At 66.4% G+C, this 22,195-nt stretch carries 20 protein-coding genes; 13 read left to right on the top strand and 7 right to left on the bottom strand.

Going from position 1 to position 22,195, the window contains the following annotated elements:
- Position 1: 1 nt before the first annotated feature.
- Genes LCM4576_RS10005 through LCM4576_RS09975 form a run of 7 tightly spaced genes read left to right on the top strand, consistent with a single transcriptional unit; the run spans position 2 to position 8,656 of the window.
- Complete coding sequence (locus LCM4576_RS10005) at positions 2 to 268, top strand: sarcosine oxidase subunit delta (RefSeq protein WP_071031959.1); 267 nt, start codon at positions 2 to 4, stop codon at positions 266 to 268.
- On the top strand, positions 265 to 3,120 hold the full coding sequence (locus tag LCM4576_RS10000) for an FAD-dependent oxidoreductase (RefSeq protein ID WP_071031958.1): 2,856 nt from the start codon (positions 265 to 267) through the stop codon (positions 3,118 to 3,120). Before LCM4576_RS10005 ends, LCM4576_RS10000 begins: the two co-directional genes overlap by 4 nt.
- Positions 3,121 to 3,702, top strand: a complete 582-nt coding sequence (locus LCM4576_RS09995; protein ID WP_071031957.1) for a hypothetical protein — start codon at positions 3,121 to 3,123, stop codon at positions 3,700 to 3,702.
- Positions 3,703 to 3,704: 2 nt separating this feature from the next.
- Positions 3,705 to 4,613, top strand: coding sequence for a dihydrodipicolinate synthase family protein (locus LCM4576_RS09990; protein ID WP_071031956.1), 909 nt, complete (start codon positions 3,705 to 3,707; stop codon positions 4,611 to 4,613).
- A gap of 7 nt (positions 4,614 to 4,620) precedes the next feature.
- Complete coding sequence (locus LCM4576_RS09985; protein ID WP_071031955.1) at positions 4,621 to 5,589, top strand: D-2-hydroxyacid dehydrogenase; 969 nt, start codon at positions 4,621 to 4,623, stop codon at positions 5,587 to 5,589.
- 22 nt (positions 5,590 to 5,611) lie between these two features.
- On the top strand, positions 5,612 to 7,153 hold the full coding sequence (locus tag LCM4576_RS09980) for a trimethylamine methyltransferase family protein (RefSeq protein ID WP_071031954.1): 1,542 nt from the start codon (positions 5,612 to 5,614) through the stop codon (positions 7,151 to 7,153).
- A 12-nt stretch (positions 7,154 to 7,165) separates the two neighbouring features.
- Positions 7,166 to 8,656 (top strand): amidohydrolase family protein, encoded by a 1,491-nt coding sequence (locus LCM4576_RS09975; RefSeq protein WP_071031953.1) that lies wholly within the window; start codon positions 7,166 to 7,168, stop codon positions 8,654 to 8,656.
- On the opposite strand, the gene LCM4576_RS09970 is transcribed toward LCM4576_RS09975, so the two are convergent.
- The 7 genes from LCM4576_RS09970 to LCM4576_RS09940 are packed head-to-tail and all read right to left on the bottom strand — an operon-like array spanning position 8,641 to position 15,754.
- Positions 8,641 to 9,306 (bottom strand): cysteine hydrolase family protein, encoded by a 666-nt coding sequence (locus LCM4576_RS09970; RefSeq protein WP_071031952.1) that lies wholly within the window; start codon positions 9,304 to 9,306, stop codon positions 8,641 to 8,643. The genes LCM4576_RS09975 and LCM4576_RS09970 overlap by 16 nt on opposite strands.
- A complete protein-coding gene (locus LCM4576_RS09965) occupies positions 9,303 to 10,586 on the bottom strand; it encodes a hydantoinase/carbamoylase family amidase (protein ID WP_071031951.1) in 1,284 nt (427 codons plus the stop codon). The genes LCM4576_RS09970 and LCM4576_RS09965 overlap by 4 nt, the downstream gene beginning before the upstream one ends.
- Positions 10,583 to 11,743 (bottom strand): FAD-binding oxidoreductase, encoded by a 1,161-nt coding sequence (locus LCM4576_RS09960; RefSeq protein WP_071031950.1) that lies wholly within the window; start codon positions 11,741 to 11,743, stop codon positions 10,583 to 10,585. Before LCM4576_RS09960 ends, LCM4576_RS09965 begins: the two co-directional genes overlap by 4 nt.
- On the bottom strand, positions 11,740 to 13,011 hold the full coding sequence (locus tag LCM4576_RS09955; protein ID WP_244510761.1) for a Coenzyme F420 hydrogenase/dehydrogenase, beta subunit C-terminal domain: 1,272 nt from the start codon (positions 13,009 to 13,011) through the stop codon (positions 11,740 to 11,742). Before LCM4576_RS09955 ends, LCM4576_RS09960 begins: the two co-directional genes overlap by 4 nt.
- Before the next feature lie 40 nt (positions 13,012 to 13,051).
- On the bottom strand, positions 13,052 to 13,966 hold the full coding sequence (locus tag LCM4576_RS09950) for a nitrilase-related carbon-nitrogen hydrolase (RefSeq protein ID WP_071031948.1): 915 nt from the start codon (positions 13,964 to 13,966) through the stop codon (positions 13,052 to 13,054).
- Positions 13,951 to 15,381, bottom strand: a complete 1,431-nt coding sequence (gene hydA, locus LCM4576_RS09945; protein ID WP_071031947.1) for a dihydropyrimidinase — start codon at positions 15,379 to 15,381, stop codon at positions 13,951 to 13,953. The genes LCM4576_RS09950 and hydA overlap by 16 nt, the downstream gene beginning before the upstream one ends.
- A gap of 22 nt (positions 15,382 to 15,403) precedes the next feature.
- Entirely contained in the window at positions 15,404 to 15,754 is a 351-nt protein-coding gene (locus tag LCM4576_RS09940) for a RidA family protein (protein WP_071031946.1), read from the bottom strand.
- Between the two features lie 275 nt (positions 15,755 to 16,029).
- Between LCM4576_RS09940 and LCM4576_RS09935 the strand changes: the two genes are divergently transcribed.
- Genes LCM4576_RS09935 through LCM4576_RS09910 form a run of 6 tightly spaced genes read left to right on the top strand, consistent with a single transcriptional unit; the run spans position 16,030 to position 22,145 of the window.
- Positions 16,030 to 17,253: an MFS transporter gene (locus LCM4576_RS09935; RefSeq protein WP_071032067.1), complete on the top strand. Its 1,224-nt coding sequence runs from the start codon at positions 16,030 to 16,032 to the stop codon at positions 17,251 to 17,253.
- Complete coding sequence (locus LCM4576_RS09930) at positions 17,253 to 18,017, top strand: SDR family NAD(P)-dependent oxidoreductase (protein ID WP_071031945.1); 765 nt, start codon at positions 17,253 to 17,255, stop codon at positions 18,015 to 18,017. Before LCM4576_RS09935 ends, LCM4576_RS09930 begins: the two co-directional genes overlap by 1 nt.
- A 27-nt stretch (positions 18,018 to 18,044) precedes the next feature.
- Entirely contained in the window at positions 18,045 to 19,067 is a 1,023-nt protein-coding gene (locus tag LCM4576_RS09925; protein ID WP_071031944.1) for an NAD(P)-dependent oxidoreductase, read from the top strand.
- A gap of 28 nt (positions 19,068 to 19,095) precedes the next feature.
- On the top strand, positions 19,096 to 20,028 hold the full coding sequence (locus LCM4576_RS09920) for a polysaccharide deacetylase family protein (RefSeq protein WP_071031943.1): 933 nt from the start codon (positions 19,096 to 19,098) through the stop codon (positions 20,026 to 20,028).
- 3 nt (positions 20,029 to 20,031) lie between these two features.
- The gene (locus tag LCM4576_RS09915) at positions 20,032 to 21,366 is read left to right on the top strand and encodes a dihydroorotase family protein (RefSeq protein ID WP_071031942.1); all 1,335 of its coding nucleotides are present in this window, start codon (positions 20,032 to 20,034) and stop codon (positions 21,364 to 21,366) included.
- Positions 21,367 to 21,371: 5 nt separating this feature from the next.
- Entirely contained in the window at positions 21,372 to 22,145 is a 774-nt protein-coding gene (locus LCM4576_RS09910; RefSeq protein WP_071031941.1) for an SDR family NAD(P)-dependent oxidoreductase, read from the top strand.
- The last annotated feature ends 50 nt before the right edge of the window (positions 22,146 to 22,195 follow it).

Below are 22,195 nucleotides of genomic sequence, written 5' to 3'. Positions count from 1 at the left end.
CATGAAACTTCTCACCTGCCCCATGAACGGCCCGCGCAACATCGACGAGTTCCAGTCCTTCGGGCCGGTGCGCGCCAGGCCCGATCCAAACGCGACCGCAGACAGGGATTGGTCGCGGCATTTGTTCCGCGCCGAGAACCGAAAAGGCATCGTGATCGAGTGGTGGCGGCACGTGCCGAGCAATTATTTCTTCCTGGCCGAGCGCGATCTCGTCAGCAACGAGGTCATCCGTACCTTCGACGTGTCCGAACTGCCGGAGCGCRCATGAACCGGCTGCCCGCCCCCTTTGGAAGCCGGATCGATCGGAGCCGCCCTGTCCGCTTCACCTTCGAGGGCAAATTCTTCGAAGGCTATGAAGGCGACAGCATCGCCAGCGCGCTCGCCGCCTCCGGCCAATGGGTGCTGTCGCGCTCGTTCAAATATCACCGTCCGCGCGGCATCCTGTCGATGACCGGGGCCGACGCCAACGCGCTGGTGCAATTGCCGTCCGAACCGAACGCCGCCGGCGAGCGCACGCCGATCAGCGAAGGGCTGCGGGTCAGCGCGCAAAACGTCAATGGCTCGCTCGAGCGCGACCGCGATGCCGTCATGGACAGGTTCGGCCGCTTCCTGCCGGTCGGCTTCTACTACCGCACCTTCATGGGTCCGCGCCGCGACAGCTGGCTGAAATTCTGGGAGCCGATCATCCGCCGCAAGGCGGGCCTGGGCGTGGTCGACACCAAGGCCCCGCACCGGCATTTCGACAAGACGCACCTGCATTGCGACGTGCTTGTCGTCGGTGCCGGTCCGGCCGGATTGAGCGCCGCGATCGACGCCGCCGAGGCCGGCGCCGACGTGGTGCTGTGCGACGAGAACCCCGAGATCGGCGGCGCGCTGAGCTATGGCCGCTACGATCCGGCGGTGCTTTCCGGCCTGTCATCGCGGCTGGACGCGCTGCCCAATCTCAAGGTGCTGACCGGCACCGTCTGCAATGGCTGGTACGAAGACAACTGGCTGCCGCTGATCGAGGGCAACCGCCTCCATCGGACACGCGCTCGCGAGGTGATCCTGGCGACCGGCTCAATCGAGCAGCCGGCCGTCTTCCGCAACAACGACCTGCCGGGGATCATGCTCGGCAGCGCCGCCCAGCGGCTGATCCGGCATTATGGCGTGCGCCCTGGCACCAGCGCCGTGGTGCTCGCCGCCAATGACGACGGCTACCGGACGGCGCTCGACCTGCTGGATGCGGGTGTGTCGGTCGTCGAGCTGGTCGATCCGAGACCTGCTGGCGAGGCCGGCCCGTTGGAAACCGAACTGCGCGGCAAGGGCGTCACCATCCGCAAAGGCGCGACTGTCGAAGCGGCGGAAGGCACGGTCGGAAATCGCCACCTTGCCCGCGTCCGTGTCGGCGGGAGCTGGATTGCTTGCGACCTGCTGACGGTTTCGATCGGCCAGGCGCCGGCATGGCAATTGCCGTGCCAGGCCGGCGGCAAGGTCGGCTACGATGCCAGCACACAAGCGATGACGATCACGCTTCCGGTAGGCTCGGTCCATCTCGCAGGCGCCGTTGCCGGCGCGGACGAGTTGCAGGACGCAATCGCCAGCGGCCGGCATGCGGCTGCAACCGGGCTTATGCGGCTCGGCCATGCAGTGGCGGTAGAAGGCCMCGTCGCGCCGAAGAGCGTTCGGCCACGCTACGTGCAGCCGATCGTCGCCGATGCCAAGGGACGCGACTTCGTCGATTTCGACGAGGACCTGCAGGTCAAGGATCTGCAGAACGCGACCAAGGACGGCTACCGCGAGATCGAGCTCGTCAAGCGCTTCACCACCGTCGGCATGGGTCCGAGCCAGGGTCGCCATTCGGCGCTGGCGACCGCCCGCATCGTCGCCGAGGCGACCGGCCGGTCGGTCGGCGAAATCGGCATCACCACCGCGCGTCCTCCCGTCGGACCGGAAACGCTCGGCGCGCTCGCCGGCCACCATGAGGCGCTGGAGCGCCGCACCGCGCTGCATGCAAGGCATGTCGCGCTGAACGCCGCGATGAAGCCGGTCGGCGCGTGGTGGCGGCCTTATTACTACGGCAACCCAACCGGCGCCGAGGAAGCCGTCCGCGAGGAAATCCTCGCCGTACGCGAAGGCGTCGGCCTGCTCGACGTCTCCACGCTTGGCAAGCTGGAAATCCGCGGGCCGGATGCCGGCGAGTTTCTCGACCGGCTCTACACGATGGCGCACGCCAACCAGCCTGTCGGTCGCGTCCGCTATTGCCTGATGCTCAACGAGATGGGCTCGGTGGTCGACGATGGCGTCGCCTACCGGATGGCGCAGGATCAGTTCTATGTGACGGCGACCACCGGCGCCGTCGCGCGTGTCTATGCCGACATGCTGTTCTGGAATGCCGAATGGCGCCTGAAGGTGGACGTGCTAAACCTTACCGGCGCGTTCTCGGGCCTCAACGTCACCGGACCCAAGGCGCGCCAGGTGCTCAAGGCGCTGGACAGCGACATCGATTTCAGCCGCGACGCCTTCCCCTATCTCAGCGGYCGCGACGGCATGGTTGCCGGTGTTCCGGTGCGCGTGATGCGCATCGGCTTCACGGGCGAGCTCAGCTACGAATTGCATTGCCCGTCGAGCCTGGCGCCAAGCCTCTGGGACGCGGTGATGGCGGCGGGCCGGCCGCATGGCCTGCGTCCCTACGGACTGGAGGCGTCGCGCATCTTGCGCCTGGAGAAAGGCCATATCCTGATCGGCCAGGACACGGATGCGATCACCACGCCTGACGAGCTGGGCTTCGGCTGGGCGGTCTCGAAGAAGAAGCCGTTCTTCGTCGGCAAGCGCTCCATCGAGATGCGCGCAAGGCTCGGCCAGACCCGCAAATTGGTCGGGCTTCAGTTCCCTGCCGGCGCCCGCAACATCCCCGGCGAAAGCTGCCTGGTGCTGCGCGGCGGCGCCCCTGTCGGCCAGATCACGTCGGTTGGGTACTCGCCGTCGCTCGGGCGCCACATCGCGCTCGCCTATGTCCATGCCGACGACCAGGCGGAAGGCAGCCGCGTGACGGTGAAGTGCCGCGACGGCGAACTGGTCGAGGTCCCGGTCGTCGCCCATGCCTTCTTCGACCCGACCAACGCGCGGCAGGAGATCTAGATGGCCGCCGGCACCGCGACGCGCGTCTACCCCTTCATGCCCGGCGGCGCGGCCGACGGCACAAAGCTGATTTCCGGCGCGGTCGTGCTGAGCGATCTCACCGACAAGCCGCGCTGCGGCCTGAAAGGCGGCGGCAGCGCCGCCTGGCTTGCCGCGCAGGGTGTCAAGCTGCCCGCCGTCAACCGCATCGGCGACCATCGCGGTATCCGGGTCCTGCGCCTCGGCAACGAGGACATCCTGCTTCTCGCGGAAGGCGCGGAGGCGACTCTCGCCGAAGTTAAGGCCGCCTGGCATGCCGCACCGGCGCCGAAAGGCTATTCGTCATGGCGCGAGGAAGGTTGGGCCTGGATGCGGCTTTCCGGTGCCCGCCTTGCCGAAGCGATGAGCAGGCTTTGTGCGCTAGACCTCAGACCCCAGAAATTTGCCGACGACGATATCGCGCAGACCCGCGTCGGCCATATCGAAGCCGTGACGTTTCGTTCGCCGACGGGTTTCGACATACTCTTCGACATCACCGCTTCGGCCTACTTCGCCCGCGCCRTCGCGGCGGTGGCCGGCCACACAGACCAGCACAGAGGATAGTCATGACCCGCCCGCAAGGAACCATCGCCCCGATCCTGACGCCGTTCGAAGAGGACGGCCGCATCGCGCGCGATCTGTGGATCTCCCACGCCAAATGGGTGCTCGGCCAGGGCGCGCATTTCCTCTCGCCCTTCGGCACGACCGGCGAAGCGCTGTCGGTGTCCTTGCGCGAGCGCATGCAGGCGCTGGAATGGCTGGTCGAGGCCGGCATCGCGCCTGACCGGCTGATGCCCGGCACCGGCGTCACCGCCCTGCCCGAAACGGTCGAACTGTCGGCGCATGCCGTCGGCCTCGGCTGCGCCGCGGTGATGGTTCTGCCATCCTTCTTCTATACCGGCGCCGGCGACAACGGTCAGGCGCGCTACTACAGCGAGCTGATCGAGAAGGTCGCAAAACCTTCGATGCGCGTGATCCTCTACCACATCCCGCAGAATTCGGGCGTGCCGGTCAGCCCCGCTTTGACAGCTAGGTTGAGCAAAGCATTTCCGGACACGGTCGTCGCCTACAAGGATAGCGCCGGCGACTGGAACAACACCGCCGCCGTCATCGCCGCCGCGCCAGATATGTCCGTGTTCCCAAGCTCCGAGGCGCAGCTCACCAAGGGCCTGGCGAGCGGCGCGGCCGGCTGTATCTCGGCCACCGTCAATCTGAACGCCGCCGCCATCCGCCGCCTCTATGACGCGGCCCGCAAGGGTGAGGACGTCGCCGAGTTGGATGCCGCCATCAAGGCGTTCCGCAAGGTGATCCAGGATGCCGGGCTGATCCCGGCGATGAAGGCGGTGCTTGCGGTCAAGTCCGGCGACCGGCGCTGGCTGAACCTGCGCGCGCCGCACGAGAATGCGATGCTGGAGAACGGCCAGGCGCTGCTTGCCGCGCTCGGCAGCGCCGCCGATCATATCGGCCGTAGCTGATATCGCGATGTCGGCGCGCCCAACGATCATCCTGCACACCGACAAGCCGGCGGGCGCGCTAGCCGTGCTCGCCGAGACGCACCCGGACCTAGATGTCCACGCCTGCGACACCTATGCCGGCCTTCCGGCGCTGATCGAACGGACCGCCGCGGAAGTGGTCTATTCGATCCGCTTTGATGGCACACCGCGCTATCCGCGCCAGGCCCTGGTCGAGAGCCCGACGGTGAAATGGGTGTCGATCGGCGGCTCCGGCACCGACCATCTCGGGCGCTGGGATCCGGCGCATGTGACGGTGACGAATTCAGCCGGCGTCGCCGCCGGCATGCTGGCCGAATATGCGCTCGGCGCCATGCTTTCCTTCTCGCTCGACCTGCGCGGCTTCGAGCGCCGCCAGCAGGCCCGGCAATGGGGCGGCGGCCGCGTCGAGCCGATCGAGGGCAAGACCGTCCTCATCATCGGCCTCGGCAAGACCGGCGAGGCCGTGGCTCGGCGAACGCATGCGAWGGGCATGCGCACGCTCGGCATCCGCGCTCGACCGAAGCCGATGCCGTCGCTCGACGAGGTGCATGGCCCCGACGCGCTGCTGGCATTGATCGGCCGCGCCGACTTCATCGTCTGCTGCGTGCCTTTGCTGCCCAGCACGCGCGGCCTGCTTGGCGAAGCCGCGTTCGCGGCGATGAAGCCGTCCGCCGTGCTGATCGACATTTCGCGTGGYGGCATCGTCGAAGAGGCCGCGCTGCTGAGCGCGCTCGACGGCGGACGGATCAAGGGCGCGGCGCTCGACGTCTTCGCGACCGAGCCATTGCCGGCCGAGCACCCGCTCTGGGGCTACGGCAACGTCGCCGTCACGCCGCATTGCGCCGCCGTCTATGACGGCTGGGACATCAAGTCGGTGCGCATGTTCGCCGACAATCTGGCGCGCTACCGCAAAGGCGAACCGCTGGAAAACGTGGTCAATCCGGAACGTGGGTACTGAAGCCCCGGAGAGGAAGAATCCTATGTCACAGGACAGGCGCGGCGGGGGCCGCCGATCGAAGCTCGGACGCAGCGGCGGCGGCATCGCGCAACTGCCGTGGCAGAGCGTCAGGAACCCCTACCCGCCCATGCAGCTCCTCGACGGAGAGCGCATGGAGCAGTTGCACAAGACATCGATGCGCATCCTGTCGGAACTCGGCATCCGCGTCATGAGCGAAAAGGTGATGGACCTGTTCGCCAAGGCCGGTGCCATCGTCGACCGCGACAGCAACACCATCCGCATCGACGAGAGCATCGTCACCGAGGCGCTGCGCAATGTTCCTTCCTCCTTCACGCTGACCAGCCGCAACMCGGACAAGCAGGTTGAATTCGGTGGCAATTCGCTGGTCTTCGGCCTGGTCGCCGGACCGCCCAATGTGCATGACYGCATCAACGGCCGCCGTCCAGGCAACCTGCCCGACTATCAGAACTTCATCCGGCTGGCGCACCACTTCAACGCCATCCACATCATCGGCAACCAGGTGGTGGCGCCGATCGAATTGCCGGCCAATTCGCGCCATCTCGACACCTATCACGCCAATCTGACGCTGAGCGACCTCTCCTTCCACTGCACCGCGATCGGCCGCGCCCGGGCCATGGATGGCATCAACATGATGGCTATCGCGCGCGGCATCTCGGTCGAGGAGATGCGCGCTTCGCCGGGCGTCACCACGATCATCTCGATCAACTCGCCGCGCCTGTTCGACGACGCGAYGGCGGAAGGCCTGATCGCCATGGCCGAGCACAGCCAGCCGGTCACCGTCACACCCTTCACGCTGATGGGCGCGATGACGCCTGTGACGCTTGCCGCGGCGCTTTGCCAGCAGAATGCCGAGGCGCTGTTCGGCGTGACCCTGACGCAGCTCGTCAATCCCGGCACGCCGGTGATGTACGGCGCCTTCACTTCCAATGTCGACATGAAGTCGGGTGCGCCGGCCTTCGGCACGCCGGAAAACGCCAAGGCCAACATCATCGCCGGGCAACTGGCGCGGCGCTACAACCTGCCCTACCGCACCTCCAACGCGAATGCCTCCAACGTCGTGGACTTGCAGGCGGCCTATGAGACGGAGATGGCGACATGGGGCGCGGTGCTCGGYGGCGCCAACCTGATCTATCACGCCGCCGGCTGGTTGGAGGGTGGCCTGACGGCGTCCTACGAAAAGCTCGTGCTCGACGTCGAGATCCTGCAGAACATGATGGAGTTCCTCCGGCCGCTGCCGTTCCAGGAGGACGACCTCGGCTTCGAGGCGATCAAATCGGTRCCGGCCGGCGGTCATTTCTTCGGCGCTGAGCACACCATGTCGCGCTACACCACCGCCTTCTACCAGCCGATGCTCTCCAACTGGCAGAACTACGGCGCCTGGCAGGGAGCAGGCGGCAAGGACGCCTTGGAGCGGGCGACCGAGCTCTGGCAGCAGGCCCTGCACGATTACGAGGAGCCGGTGATGGATTCCGCGATCCGCGAGGAGCTCGACGCCTATGTCGCGCGCCGCCGCGAAGAGATCGCGGCCAATCCGGAAGCTTAGGAAGTTCAGCTAATGCCTTATGATCTCGTCATTCGTCACGCGACGCTGATCGCCGGCGACGGCTCTAAATCCTTCGAAGCCGATATCGCCGTCACCGGCGACCGCATCGCGGCGATCGGCCGACTGGACGAGGAGCGAGGCGTCGAGGAGATCGACGCCAAAGGTAAGGTGGTGGYGCCTGGCTTCATCGACGTGCACACCCATGACGACGGCGCGCTGCTTTCCCCACGCGGCATGGACCCGAAGATCAGCCAGGGCGTGACGACGGTGATCGCCGGCAATTGCGGCGTCAGCCTGGCGCCGCTGCTGYTCGACAAGACCCCGCCGCCGCCCTTCACGTTGGTCGGCGGCCGCGAGAATTTCCGCTTCGACCGGTTCGCCGACTATGTCGCCGAGCTGAGGCAGCGCGGCATCGCCACCAACGCCGCCCTGCTCGTGGGCCACACCACCTTGCGCCAGCGCTGCATGCCGGTGACCGATCGGCCGGCCAATGAAGCGGAAACGGCGGCGATGCAGGAAGCGGTCGCCGAGGCCATGGCCGAAGGCGCGTTTGGCCTCAGCACCGGGCTCGACTATCCGCCGGCCGTCAACTCCTCGACGGAAGAGGTCAAGGCGCTGGCCGCCACCGCTGCGCAACTCGGCGGTCCTTATGTGACCCATACGCGCAACTATTTCGAGACGATGGACGAAGCGATCGAGGAAGCGATCGACATTGCCGATCATGCCGGCGGCAAGCTGTTCATCTCGCATCACCAATGCACCGGCCGCGCCAATTTCGGCAAGAGCCGGCCCTCGCTCGCACGGATCGACCAGGCACGCGAGACGATGGACATCGGCATGGACGTCTACCCCTATGCCGCAAGCTCCACGGTGCTTCGCCTGGAACGCTGCGACACCGGRCTCAAGATCCTCATCACCTGGTCCGATCCGCATCCGGAGATGGCCAGGCGCGAGATCGCCGACATCGCCCGCGAATGGAACTGCACCGAGCGCGAGGCGGGTGAGCGGCTGCTGCCGGCGGGCGCGGTCTATTTCCAGCTCGATGAGGATGACGTGCGCAACATCATCGCGCATCCGCGCACAATGATCGGCTCCGACGGCTTGCCGCACGACATCCACCCGCATCCCCGCCTTTGGGGCACGTTTCCGCGCGTGCTCGGACATTACGCGCGGGATATCGGCCTGTTCAGCCTGGAGGAGGCCGTTTTCCGCATGACCGGCCTGCCCGCGCGTGAATTCGGYATCGAGCAGCGCGGCATTCTGGCCGAAGGCAATTTCGCCGATCTCGTCATCTTCGACCCCGAAACGATCATCGACACCGCCACCTTCGAGGAACCGCGCCGGCCAGCCGCCGGCATCGACCATGTCTTCGTCAACGGCGTCTCGGTCTGGCGCGGCGGCAGGGCCACCGGCGCGCTGCCCGGCGCGGTTCTCAAGCCTTCGGCCTCAAAGACGGCATTCAGGGGCGCATGCGGCTGCGGTGCCGATCACAGTGCCTCGTAAATGCGGTCAACTGTCTCCAGCGTGTAGGCGAACTCAACCGGCCGCGTGCAGCGCCAACCGTCAAAGGGCTGGCCGGCGAGCGCTTTCAATGCCTGGGGCAGACGCAATATGCCACCGCCATAGAGCCGGTTCGCCATGTCSAGCATGCCGGTGCGATGCATGGCTTCCGTCATGCTGCCGCAGGCATCCTTGACCAGCCAGACGCGAAACCCCTCATAGACGGCGTCGAACACGCTCGCGGTCACGCAGCTGTCGGTCAGCACGCCGGCGACCACGAGGTTCTCGACGCCAAGCGCGGCGAGCCGCTGCGAAAGGTCGGTGCTGCGAAAGGCGCTCGGCCAGTGTTTTTGGACGACGATGTCGCCGGGCAGCGCCGCCACCTCGGCGCAGATTGCGGCGCCGTCGCTGCCCGCGACAGCGGAGCGGAACTCCTCAGTGAGAATCTCTTCCTGCCGCGCGTAGCCTACACGCTCTTCCGGCTTCACCCAGGCCTGGGCATGGATGACCGGCACGCCAGCCTCGCGGGCCGCGTCGATCAGCGCGGCGGCATTGGCGAGCACGTCGTCATATCCGACGACCGGCCATGCCGCGCTGGGGCGGTATTCATTCTGCAGGTCGATGACGAGCAAGGCAGTCTTGGCGAGGTTCATGGTTGTTCCAAAGGGTTGTCGAAGTCGGTGACGAAACGCAGGAGCAGCCGGATCGCCTCGTCCAGGTCGGCGATCTCCATGCTCTCATGCGGATTATGGCTGCCATTCTCGTTGCGCACGAAGAGCATGGCGGTCGGAATGCCGGCGCTGGCGAAGGTCGCCGCGTCGTGCCCGGCTCCGCTCGGCACATGCGGCGCCCGCATTTGCAGTTCGGCGGCGGCGCGGTCGAGCCTGCCGATMAGATCCGGCGACATCGTTGCCGGCCCCCAGGTGAAGCGCGGCCCAGGCTCGAAGGTGACGCCGCGTTTAGCGCCTGCCTCGGCGAAAATCTCATGCAGCCTTGCTTCGATCCGCTCCAGGACAGCGGCTTCGGCGCTGCGCACATCGAGCGTGAAACCGAGCTCGCCCAGCACCCGACTGCCGCCATGTTGCGTCGGATCGGACTGCACGCGACCGAAGGTGATCGTCGCTTCATGTCCGCCGCGTTCGAGCGCATCCCATTCAGTTTCGAGCGCGGCGACCAGGTCGGCAAAGCCGAGCACGCTGTCATGCCGGGCGAAGCGCGGCTCGGCGCCGGAATGGGCATAGGCGCCAAGGCATTTGGCGTCGACATAGCGAAACCCGCCGGCGATCCCGGTGACGATGCCGACCGGCGCGCCGGCGGCGGCCAGGCGCGGTCCCTGTTCGATATGCACCTCGACGAAGGCCGCTATCCGGCCAGCATCGATGCCGTGCACGCCGCGCCGCACGGCATCGGGATCGAAGCCTTCCTCGCGCATGTGCTCGGCCAATGTGCGGCCGCTGTCGGACCGCTTGGCTTCGAGCGCCTGCGGATCGAGCAAACCGAGCGCCGCCTGGCTGCCAGGGTAGGAGAGCGGAAACCAGACCGCTTCCTCGGCGCGTGTCGCCAGCACGACGAGGTCGCGCGGCAAGCGGATGCCCTGCCCGACCAGTTCGGCCATCACCGCCAAGCCGGCCACGACGCCGGCGGCGCCATCGAAGTTGCCGCCATGCGCCACGCTGTCGAGATGCGAGCCGATGACGATCGCCGGCAGGTCCGGGCTGCTGCCGCCCAGCGTCAGATAAAGATTGCCGGCAACATCGGTGCGCGCAACAGCTCCGAGCTTTTCTGCTTCCTTGCGCACGAGGTCATGGGCGAAGCGCTCGCCCGGCCCGTAGGCGATGCGTGTAATGCCAGGCGCGTCGGTCGTGGCTTCGGCGAGCGCATCCAGGATGCGCCCCGCCAGTTTCCCACCGGCAGTCAGTGCGGCATTGCTCATGAGGCAGCCTTGCTGGCTTCGGGCGTGACATTGCGCAGCCGGTGCGGCGTGAGATCGTCCAGCGACACGCCTTGCCTTRCAACATCGTCTGGCAGCCCGCGGCCGGCGATCAGGCTGGCGCAGACGCGCGACAGCGCCGGCGACGTCTTGATGCCGTAGCCGCCCTGCCCGACCAGCCAGACGAAGTCCGGAAATTCGTCATCCGGCCCGACCACCGGCGACCCGTCGGCGACGAAGGTTCGCAGGCCCGCCCAGGAACGCGAGACGCGCTGCACTTCGATCGTCGTAGCCCGTTCGAGACGTTCGGCGCCGATCGCGACATCCATGTCTTCGGCAAAGGCGTCCATCGGTTCCGACGGCGTCGCGTCGGCCGGCGAGACGAAGAGCTGCCCGGCATCCGGCTTGAAGTAGAACTCCGCGCCGACATCGTTGACCAGCGGCCAGTCGCTAATATCGACGTCGGCGGGCGCCGGAATGTTGAAGGCGGTGCGGCGCTTCGGCTGCAGGCCGACCGGATGCACGCCCGCCATCAGCGCGATCTCGTCGCCCCAGGCGCCGGCCGCATTGACGATCAGCGGGGCGAGGAATGCGCCCGCTTCCGTCTCGACCCGCCACTGTCCGCCCTGCCGCCCGATGCCTTTCACGCCGGCCTTCGTGACGATGCGCGCGCCCCGCGTCCGCGCGCCGCGCAAAAAACCCTGATGCAGGCCGTTGACGTCGATGTCCATGGAATGCGGCTCGATATAGGCGCCGGCGAGATGATCCCGGCGCAGCACGGGCACGCGYGCGATCGCCTCGGCCGGCGTCATCGCAACGATCGAGGGCACCAGGGCCTGAGCCGCCGCCAGATCCTCGCGCAACAGGTCGAGCTGATCGGCRCGCGCCACGGTGATCATGCCGCGCTTGCTGAGCAGCGGATAATCGCAAAAACCTGTCGGCGGCTCGGTCAGGAAGGCGCGGCTTGCGAGCACGATGCGGCGGATGACGCCRTTGCCGTAATTCTCGGTGAAGCTCGCCGCCGAGCGTCCCGTGGTGTGATAGCCGCAATGGCTCTCGCGCTCGAGCAGCACAACCTTCCTGTCGCGCGAAATCTCGAAGGCCGCACCCGCGCCGGCCATGCCGCCGCCGATGATGATGACTTCGGTCTGCTCGCTCATGGATCCCTCAAAATTGTTGCGCGCGGCACGGCGGGCGGCTCGCCCAGCCGGCCGCGCCGGGCACGATCGCGGGCGCCCCGCCCTTCGACAAGATTCTCGGCCAACGAGTTCTGCAAAGCGCAATCATGCAATGCGAGGTCGGTGACAAGGGGCACCGGCTTGCCGGCGATTGCCATGCCTGTCAGCCGCGCCCAGACGGCGCGCCGCTTGCGCACCTGATGCGATTGCAATTCGCCGATCTCGGCGACCCCGCTCTCGCGCTTGATCTGCAGCACGCCAGCCTCGACGGCCGCGTCGAACAGCTCCAGCCCGCGCTTCGTGCGCACGATGATGCCGTTGAGCGCCTCATCCTCGACAGCCGGGCCGCCGTTCAGCCAGGAATCCGACACCGCGATATCCGCCACCTGCCCGATCGCGTCGGGACAGATCTTGCAGCGTGGCTGGATCATCCATTTGTCCTCGTCTTCCCAGAGCTGCCGGTAGCTGATCTCGAAGGCGCGGCCGTCTTTGGTTTCGATGCGGTTGGGGCCGGGATTGCCGTGGCCTCGGTAGCGGAAGAGAGACAACTCGTCCTCGCGGAGGCCAAAACGCTGCAGCACCTGCTCCGACTTGGTGAGGTCCGAAGCGCCGCCGCAGACGAAGGCGAGCGCATAGCGCATGTGCTCGTCGACACGGCGGTCGAGCCGCGCCAGGTTGCGCACGGCGGTGACGTCGCAGGGCTTGGCGATCAGCGCGAACGGCTCGCCGCGGTCGAGAATATCGTTGAAATCCACCAGCGTCGCCGCCGGGCCATAGCGCGAGCCCGCGCCTTCGAGCACCGAAGCGGCGTCGAAGCTCAGCTTGCGCTCCGTGCGCATCGGCATGGAATGCGAGGCCGCGACATGCAGCACGAACTTGACCCRCCCGGTGTCGAGCAGGAATTGCCCGAGCGCYGTCAGCGTGCCGCCGCCGGAGCCGACAAACCRCACCCTGGGATCTCCGGCGGAACCGAGCACAAGCCGTTCGACAGGTCCCCAGACCGTGTCCGTCAACGCGGCGTCATTCATCTGCGCCGGTGGCGGRCCGGCGATGCGCGTTCCCGGGCAAACGGCGTTGATCTTCGCCAGCGTCGACCTGTCCAATGCACGCCTCGCCACCGGCCGCTCGCGCCCTTCCRGCGTCATCACCATGTCGACGCGACCTGCACCGGCGATCGACCGGCAGAGGCCGCAGCCGATGCAAAGACCGTTCTCGACGATCTCGCCGAGCGTCAGYGGATCGGTCGCCATGTCTCTTCCTTGGCTGGTTTCGATCAGGCCCATCGCGGTTTCAGACAGGTTCCGAGATGCGGCCGTACTGGTCGGGGCGGCGGTAGAGCGCGAAGTTGAAATTCACCTTCCGGCAGACCTCGATCAGATCGAGATCGGCGCGGTGGACGATGACCTCATCGTCGAGCGACATCGCCTGCGCGRCAATCTCACCGGTCGGCGCGATGATGCAGGAACCRCCGATCAGCGCCTGTCCGTCCTCCAACCCGGCTTTGGCGGCGGCGCCGATCCAGAGCGTGTTCTGGTAGGCGCCGGCCTGCATCGGCAGATGGTTGTGGAACATCCTCAGATGCGCCAGCGCCGGCGCTTCGTCGAGCAGCAACGGCGTGTTGTAGCCGAGCAGCGCCACCTCGGCGCCGTTGAGGCAGAGCATGCGATAGGTCTCCGGCCAGCGTCGGTCGTTGCAGATGGCCAAACCGACGCGGACGCCGCGATAGTCGAAGACCGGGAAGCCGAGATTGCCCGGTTCGAAGTAACGCCGTTCGAGATGCGTGGTCGTGCCCGCTTCCGGCTCGCTCGAGCCCGGCACATGCATCTTGCGATAGCGACCGATGAAGGCGCCGTCCGGCCCGACCAAGTCCATCGTGTTGAAATGGCGCGTGCGGTCGTTTTCCTGCGCAAGCTCGCAATAGCCGAGCGCAAAGCCGACCTTCAGGCGCGCGGCGGCATCATAGAGCCGCTGCGTTTCCGGTTCCGGCATCGAGGCCTCGAAGAAGGCGTCGATCTCGGCCTGGTCGTCGATGCGCCAGCGCGGGAAGAAAGTGGTCAGCGCCATCTCCGGAAACACCGCGATCTCGGCGCCGGCAGCCGCAGCCTTCTCGAGCAGATGCACCAGGCGCCCGACCGTCTCGGCGCGCGTGGCCCTGCGCTGGATCGGTCCGGTCTGGCAAACGGCGATGGTCAGGCATCGAGCCATGGCGTCCAATCCTCGACTGGTTTTTTGGAAAGCGCCGGATCGGCCGCATGGCGCGCTACGAAGCGCCCGAACCCCGGCTCGGCCTGCAGCTTGCCGTCGGCGACGACAGGCACGCCGCGCACCAGAACGGTGGTCGGTCTGCCGGTGACCACCTTGCCCTCATAGGGCGTGAAATCGACGCGTGAATGCAGCGCCTTGTGTCCGAGCGTCCATCGCGCTGTCGGATCCCACAGCGCCAGATCCGCGTCGAGCCCGACGGCGATGCTGCCCTTGCGATCGGCGAAGCCATAGATCGAGGCGGCGTTGCGCGCGGTGAGGTCCAGATAACGCTCGAGCGTCAGGCGGCCGGTGAGCAGCCCTTCCGAGAACAGCAACGGCAGGCGCGTCTCGATGCCGGGAATGCCGCTCAGCGTCGTGGTGAAACCGGGCGTCTCGGAGTGCCCGATCTTGTCGGCGAAATAATATGGCGAATGGTCCGACGACCACAGATCGATGCCGCCATCGATCAGATCCTGCCACAGATGCTCATGGCTGCGCGGCGAGCGCGGCGGTGGCGAGAAGACGAAGCGCGCCGCATCGACTGCCTCGCGGTCGAGATCGGCAGCGCCCAGGAAAAGGTATTGCGGACAGGTTTCCGCGATGGCGTCGACGCCGCGCGTCTTCGCCCGCGCTACCTCCTCGGCCGATTGCCATGAGGAAACATGGACGATGGTCATCCGCGCGCCGGTCATCTCGGCGAAGGCCAAAGCGCGATGCGTCGCCTCGCGCTCCATCGTCTCGCTGTGGGCAACGACATGGTAGCGAATGTCGGTGCGRCCGAGATCGATGAGCCGCTGCCGCGTGCGCCGGATCGCGGCGTCGTTCTCGGCATGGACCATGACGATCCAGCCCAGCCGCCGCGCCGTATCGAGAACCTTGAAGAAGCGGTCGTCGTCGACGGCAAAACCCTGATAGGTCATGAACAGCTTGACCGAGGCGATGCCGCGCTGGGCGAGCTGGTCGAGCTGAGCCTCGACATCAGCGCCGGTRCCCATGGTCACCACGGCATGCAGCCCGTAGTCGATCACCGCGCGTCCCRCCGCGCGCTCGAGCGCACGGTCGATGGCGCCGACGGTGGTCATATCCTGGCCGGGCATGCCGAACGGGATGATGCAAGTGGTGCCACCGAAAGCCGCTGAGATCGTGYCGGACTGGAAATCGTCTGCATTGCCCGCCCCGCCCCAGACCGGCTGGTCGAGATGGCAATGCGCGTCGATGCCGCCGGGCATCACCCAGCGGCCGCCGGCATCGATCGACTCCTGCCCGGACAGGCTTTTGCYGATGGCGGCGATCCGGCCGTCGTCGATGCCGATGTCRCACTCGGCCCAGCCGTCGTCGAGCGCCACGCGCCCGCCCTTGATCACCAGTTGATGCATTGGCGTATCCTCGCCGGCCGGCTCAGCCGACCGCCGCCGTCACCATGATCTCGACACGATACTGGTCGCCGGCAAGCCGCGCTTCCACCGTGGCGCGCACCGGCATGGCGCTCTTGTCGATCCAGGCGTCCCAGGCGGTGTTCATCATCTCGAAATCGGYGATGTCGCGGAGCCAAATCTGCGCGCTGAGCAGCTTCGACTTGTCACTGCCGGCCTTGGCGAGAAGCGCATCGATCTTGGCCAGGATCTGCTTGGTCTGGCTGGTGGTGTCGCCGGAAAGGTCATCCGCGGTCAGGCCAGCCACATAGACGGTGCCGTTGTAGCGGAGCACCCGGCAGAAGCGCTGGCCGTTTTCGAGGCGTTCGATCGTCATGCTGTTCCCTTCCGCTGGTTCTCAAGTTCTTGCTTTTGCCTATGGTAAGGAGGGTGCAAAACCGCTGTAAAGCCCGCGCCGCGCCGCGACACCGCTTTCCTTTGCCGGCATGACCAAAAAAATTTAAGCCATAGCCGCGTCAATCTTCGTTTGTGGCAATCGCTGCAAAGTGTAGCTTCTGCCCGGGCTGCCGTCGGTCAACGGTGCCRCCAGGGAGCCGCCGCAGCCGCATTCATGAGGTCGATCGCTCAATCCGCGATGAAGCTCTGGCCGCGATGAGGCTTTGGCACAATGCAGAGCGCTCCCGCGCCATGCTGCCGATCATGGTCGGTATCTGCCTTGCTTGTATCGRCAGCGCCATGCTGACCACCGCCGTGTCGCTGCATCTCGGCAAGCCCGGCATTTCTCCCCAGGTCGTGCAGATCGTGCTGACCGCCTACCCCGTGGGCTTTCTCGTCGGATGCCTGGTCACGCGTCCGGCTGTGGCCCAATACGGTCACGAGCGCACCTTTGTCGTGGTCCTGGTGCTGGCGCTGCTGGCGGCGTTGGGCTTCGTCTTCACCGACTTTCTGCCGAGCTGGATCTGCTTTCGCCTGCTTGGCGGCATGGCAATGGCGTCGCTGTTCGTCGTTTGCGAAAGCTGGATCAACCTCTACGCCGAGCATCACAATCGCGGCGCGCTGTTCTCGATCTACATGCTGACGACGGCGATCGCCGTGCTGCTCGGTCAGGTGCTGGTCGCGCTCGCCGGCCCGCAGTCGCCGCATCTGTTCCTGGTGGCCGCCGCGACTGTGCTGCTGGCGCTGGTCTCCAAATTCGCCGGGGGACGCTGGCCGGCGCTGCCTGCCATCGATCCGGAGCACGCAAGTTCCGCAAGGCCGGTCAAACGTCTCGGCCCGTTGGCGCTGTTCCGGCTGGCGCCGGTAACGGTGGTCGCCATCTTCCAGGGCGGCATCACCAACATGAACATCTTCGTGCTGACGCCGATCTACGGCACGCAGATCGGGCTCTCGGCGGCAACGACCGTCGGGCTCGTGACGACCATCAGCATCGCCGGCATGCTGGCGCAAACGCCCGTCGGCTGGCTGTCGGACCGGTTCGAACGACGCATCATATTGCTTGTCCAAGGCATCCTGTCGGTCACGCTCTGCGCCGCCATCGCCTGGCTCGGCAATTCTTCGGTGCCGTTGCTCTTCGTTCTGTTCTTCATCTACGGCTGCACGGCGCTCACCGTCTATCCCGTGGCGATGGCGTTCGGCGCCTCGCAATTGCACAGCCGGCATATGGTCGGCGCCTCGGGCACGCTGCTCCTGCTCTATTCGATCGGCAATGTCGCGACGCCTGGCATTTCGGCCGGCCTGATGGAGCATATGGGCGCGCCGGCCATGTTCCTGCTTCTGGGCGGCGGCGCCGTGCTGGTGGCGATAGCTGCCTGCTACAATCTTCTGCGCCGGCCGGTCGTCGCGCCGGCGATGCAGGCAGTCGAGGAGCGCGCCTGATGACGGATGCAGCAACGAACCGCCTCGAGCGTAATGTCATCCTGATCGCAGGCGCGGCCAGCGGCATCGGCGCGGCAATCGCCCGCCGCTGTATTGCCGAAGGCGCAAGGGTGGTCTGCGCGGATTATGACCTCAAGCCGGCGATCGAGCTTGCCGAAGCGTTGGGACCAGCCGCCGTCGCTTGCCAGTGCGATGTGACGAAGGCCGAGTCCGCCAAGGCAGCTGTTGAATTCGCGCGGCAGAAATTTGGACGGCTCGACGGGCTGGTGCACAATGCCGCCGCACCCTCGACCAGCGCCACCGTCGTCGATCTCGACGAAAGCGCCTGGCGGCACGAGGTCGATATCGTCCTGACCGGCGCCTTCCTGATGAGCAAGTTCGCCGTGCCGCCGATTGCGGCGAGCGGCGGCGGCTCTGTCGTCTTCATCGGCTCGCAATTCGGACGCGTCGCGACCACCAAGGCCGTCGCCTATTGCGCCGCCAAGGCCGGGCTGATTCACCTCGCCAAGGCGATGGCCGTCGATCACGCACCGGACAAGATCCGCGTCAACAGCCTGTCGCCGGGCGCCGTGGCGACGACGCGGCTGCTGCGCCGGTTCGCCGATTTCGAAGCGGCCAATGCCGGCCTGGGGCCTGCCCATCTGCTCGGCCGCATCGCCGATCCCGACGAGATCGCCGCGGCGGCCGCTTTCCTGCTTTCCTCAGACGCATCCTTCGTCACCGGATCCGACATGCTTGTGGACGGCGGCTATGCAACGCGCTGAACCCGAAACCCTTTCAGAGGAATTCCCATGACCTTGCTCGTCACCGGCGGTACCGGCTTTGTCATGAGCGTGGTCGCGCGCGCATGGCTGGACCGCGATCCCAAAGCCCGCGCCGTGATCCTCGACCGCTCCGGCCTCGACGCGGCGGCCGAAAAGCATTTCGCTCCAGTGCGCGACCGGCTCACGGTGATTTCCGCCGATATCCTCGACCCGAAAGCCTGGTCCGCGAGGCTCGACGAGCAAGGCATCACGGCAATCGTCCATGGCGCGACGATCACGCCGATCTCGCGCGGCAGCGCCACGGAGGCAAAGCGCCAGCCGGAGGCCGAGGACCCGGCCCGCATCGTCGACGTCAATCTGATGGGCACTGTGCGCATGCTGGACTGGGCGCGTACGGGACCCAGCCTCAAGCGCTTCATCTATGTCAGTTCCGGGTCCGTCTACCGCCACAACGGGCCGGACTGGAGCGGCGAACCGCTGCCGGAAGACGGCTATGTCGCGCCGCTGACGCTCTATGGCATCTCGAAATTCGCCTCCGAAATGGTCACCAACCGTTATGCCGACCTGTTCGGCCTGTCGGCGGTCTCGGTGCGGCTCGCTTCGGTCTATGGTCCGATGGACCGCGCCACCGAGAGCCGCAACTTCCGCCACGTCCCCAACCGCGTCGCGCATATGGCCCTGGCCGGCGAGACGATCAGGCCGAACAGCCTGGAACCCGTCGGCGACTATGTCGCCTCGACCGACGTTGCCGCCGCCATTCTCGCGCTGATCGATGCGCCGTGCCTCAACTACCGCCACTACAATATCGGCTCGGGGTCGAGCCAGACCATCGGCGAGATCATCGGCTGGGCAGCCGAACGCGTGCCGGGACTGAAGGCCGAGGTGACGCCGGGCGCAGATGCCAATATCGTTCAGGATGTGGCGCTGAAAGGCGGCATGTGGGGCGCCTATGACATCGCCCGCATCATGCGAGACACCGCATGGCGGCCGCGCTCAGGCAAGGAAGCCTTCCACGCCTACATGGACTGGATTGCCGCCAACGAAAGCTGAGCCAAACCAAGCCGAAGGAGGACGAGAGATGCCGACCGACCTGCAGCAAGCGTCGCAGCCGCGCGACTTTGTCGGCTACGGCCCGCATCCGCCTTTCGTCGTCTGGCCGGGCGGCGTGAAGCTCGCCGTCAACCTCGTGCTCAACTATGAAGAGGGGTCGGAGTACAACTGGCTGGAAGACGGCCGCAACGACAATTGGGGCGAATACAATCTGACCGGCAGCATGCCGGTGCGCGACCTCGGCACCGAGACGCATTACGAATATGGCAGCCGCGCCGGCGTCTGGCGCCTGGCCAGGCTGTTCGACCGCTACGACATTCCGGTCACCTTTTCCGCCTGCGCCGTGGCGCTCGAACGCAACCCGCCCTTGGTCGAATGGATGAAGAGCCGCCGACATGACCTGATGGGCCATGGCCTGCGCTGGATCGACTACACGACGATGGCGCGAGCTGAGGAAGAGCGCCACCTGCACGAGGCGATCGCGCTTTACGAGAAGCTGCTCGGCAAGCGGCCGCTCGGCTGGAACTGCCGCTCGCTGCCCAGCGTCAACACGCGCGACCTTCTGGTCGAGGAAGGCGGCTTCCTCTACCACTCCGATCCCTGCAATGACGACCTGCCCTATTTTCTCGACCACCGGGGCACGGAGATCCTCGTCGTCCCCTACTCCAAGACGCTCAACGACAGCCGCTACCTCGTCGCGCCCGGCTACGGCAATCCGCGCGACTTCGCCGAGGACTGCCGCTCGGCCATCGACTATATGCTCTCAGAAGCCGACGAGATTGGCGGCCGCATGYTGACCATCGGCATTCACGCCCGCTGGACGGGCCAGCCCAACCGGGCATCGTGCCTGCGCGAGGTGATCGAGCACGTCCGAAAGAGCGAGGGCGCCGCCTTCATGCGCCGCGAGGACATAGCCCGCTTCTGGCACGCGAATCATGCCCGCTTCGAGCAGCGCGGCTGAGCGATGTTCGACACGCTGATCCGTGGTGCAACGGTGGTGAACGCCGATGGCCTCGGCCGCGGGGACATCGGCATTGYGGCGGGCAAGGTCGTGGCAATCGTCGCGCCCGGCGAAGCCGCCGAAGCCAGGACGGTCGTCGACGCCTCCGGCTGTTTCGTGCTGCCCGGCCTTGTCGACGCGCATGCGCATCTGCGCGAGCCCGGGCTGACCCACAAGGAGGATTTTTCGTCCGGCACGCATGCAGCCGCATTGGGCGGCGTGACGACCGTGCTCGATATGCCGACCGACGAGCCTTGGACCGCGACGGCTGAGCAGCTCGCGGACAAGATGGCCTTGGCCGAAAATCGCATCCATGTCGATGTCGGGCTGCAAGCCGTGGTCAGCCGCGACCTCTCGCTCGTTCCTCTACTGCTCGATCGCGCGCCGGTGTCATTCGAGTTGTTCACCGCCGACGTGCCGGACGCCTTCCTCTTCGCCACGCTCGACAAGGTGGCCGAAGCGCTAAAAGCGTTCACCGGCGCCGACACGCTGATCGRCATCTCACCCGGCGACCAATCGATCCTGACCGGCAGCTCCGAGCGAGATCGCTCGGGTACGATCACTGCCTTCCTGGTCAGCCGGCCGCCGCTGGCCGAAGCCAACGGCATCGCCCGCGCGCTGGTCGCCGCCGCCTCGGCCGAGGCGAGGATCCATGTCCGCCAGATCAATTCCGAACTGGGTGTCGAAACTTGGAGCCGGCTGCGCGGCATCGCCGACGCCAGCGTCGAGACGACGCCGCAGAACCTGTTCTTCACCGCCGGCGATTACGAAACGCAGGGCGCGAATCTGAAGGCCTCGCCGCCCTTGCGCTCGCCTCACGACGTCGATGCGCTGCGCGCCGCGCTCGGYGCGGGGCTGATCGACATCGTCGCCACCGATCATGCCCCGCATGCGCCGGCCGAGAAGACGGCGCGCTATGCTGCTTTCGCCGACATCCCGGGCGGCATGCCGGGATTGCAGACGCTGCTTCCCRCCATGCTGAGGCTGGTCGACGAAGGGTTTATCGGCCTACCGGACCTGGTGCGCATGTGCTCAACCAATCCCGCCGAGCGCTTCGGCCTCGGYCGGCGCAAAGGCCGCATTGCCGCCGGATACGATGCCGATCTGCTGATCGTCGACCCACGCCGATCCAGCATCATCGCCAATGCCGACCAGGTGTCGCGGGCAGGCTATACGCCCTTCGACGGCTGGACCGTGAAAGCGCGGCTCACAAATGTCTTTCTGCGCGGCCGCGAGATCGTGCGCGACGGGCGGCTGGTCGGTCCGGCACAAGGGAAGATCGTCACCCGGGAGAGCTGAACACCATGGCCCTGCTCGCCAACAAGACCGCCATCGTCACCGGAGCGAGTTCCGGCATCGGCCGTGCCATCGCGCTGAAATTCGCCGCCGAGGGCRCCAACATCGTCGTTGCCGACACGGTCGAGCAGCCGATCGAAGGTGGCCAGAGCACGGYCGAGTTGATCCGCTCCGCCGGCGGCAATGCCGTCCATATGAAAACCGACATCTCCGACTGGAATGCCGTCGACGCGCTTGTCGGCGCAACCGTCGGTCGCTTCGGTCGGCTCGACGTGATGGTGAACAATGCCGCGATCTACACCAGCACCAACCTGATCGAGACCACGCCGGAGCAATGGAACCGCGTCATCGGCGTCAATTTGACGGGCTTCTTCTACTGCAACAAATGCGCCGTCACCCAGATGCTGACCCAGGCGCCAATCAACGACGTCCGCGGCCGCATCATCAACATCTCATCGCAGCACGGCATGGTCGCCTGCCCCGGGGACTTTCCCTATTCGGTGAGCAAGGGCGGCATCGTGCAGATGACGCGCCAGATCGCGGTCGACCATGCCGACGACCTGATCGTCTGCAACGCGATTGYGCCGGGCAAGATCATCACCGGCAAGCCGGGCGTCGCCAACGACCCCGACGCGCTTGACTATTCGCGCCGCCRCACGCCCTGGCCGCGGCTCGGGCAGCCGAACGACGTGGCAGGCGCTGCGCTCTTTCTCGCCAGCGACATGGCGAGCTACGTCACCGGCATAAACCTGATGGTGGATGGCGGCTGGATGGCGGGCTGACAGCCGCCAGCCCGGGCCGCCGCCCGGTATTCGGGGACAGGAACCTTTGC

Origin of the sequence: Mesorhizobium sp. LCM 4576 (assembly GCF_001854815.1) — a bacterium.
Lineage (GTDB): Bacteria > Pseudomonadota > Alphaproteobacteria > Rhizobiales > Rhizobiaceae > Mesorhizobium > Mesorhizobium plurifarium.
The sequence above is the reverse complement of the archived record's forward strand: the minus strand, read 5'-3'. Positions and strand labels throughout refer to the sequence as shown.

What these genes read in the sequence shown, in the direction of transcription:
- LCM4576_RS09925 (WP_071031944.1), top strand. Translation starts at nt 18,045, where the DNA reads ATGACCTTGCTCGTCACCGGCGGTACCGGCTTTGTCATGAGCGTGGTC.
- LCM4576_RS09990 (WP_071031956.1), top strand. Translation starts at nt 3,705, where the DNA reads ATGACCCGCCCGCAAGGAACCATCGCCCCGATCCTGACGCCGTTCGAA.
- LCM4576_RS09930 (WP_071031945.1), top strand. Translation starts at nt 17,253, where the DNA reads ATGACGGATGCAGCAACGAACCGCCTCGAGCGTAATGTCATCCTGATC.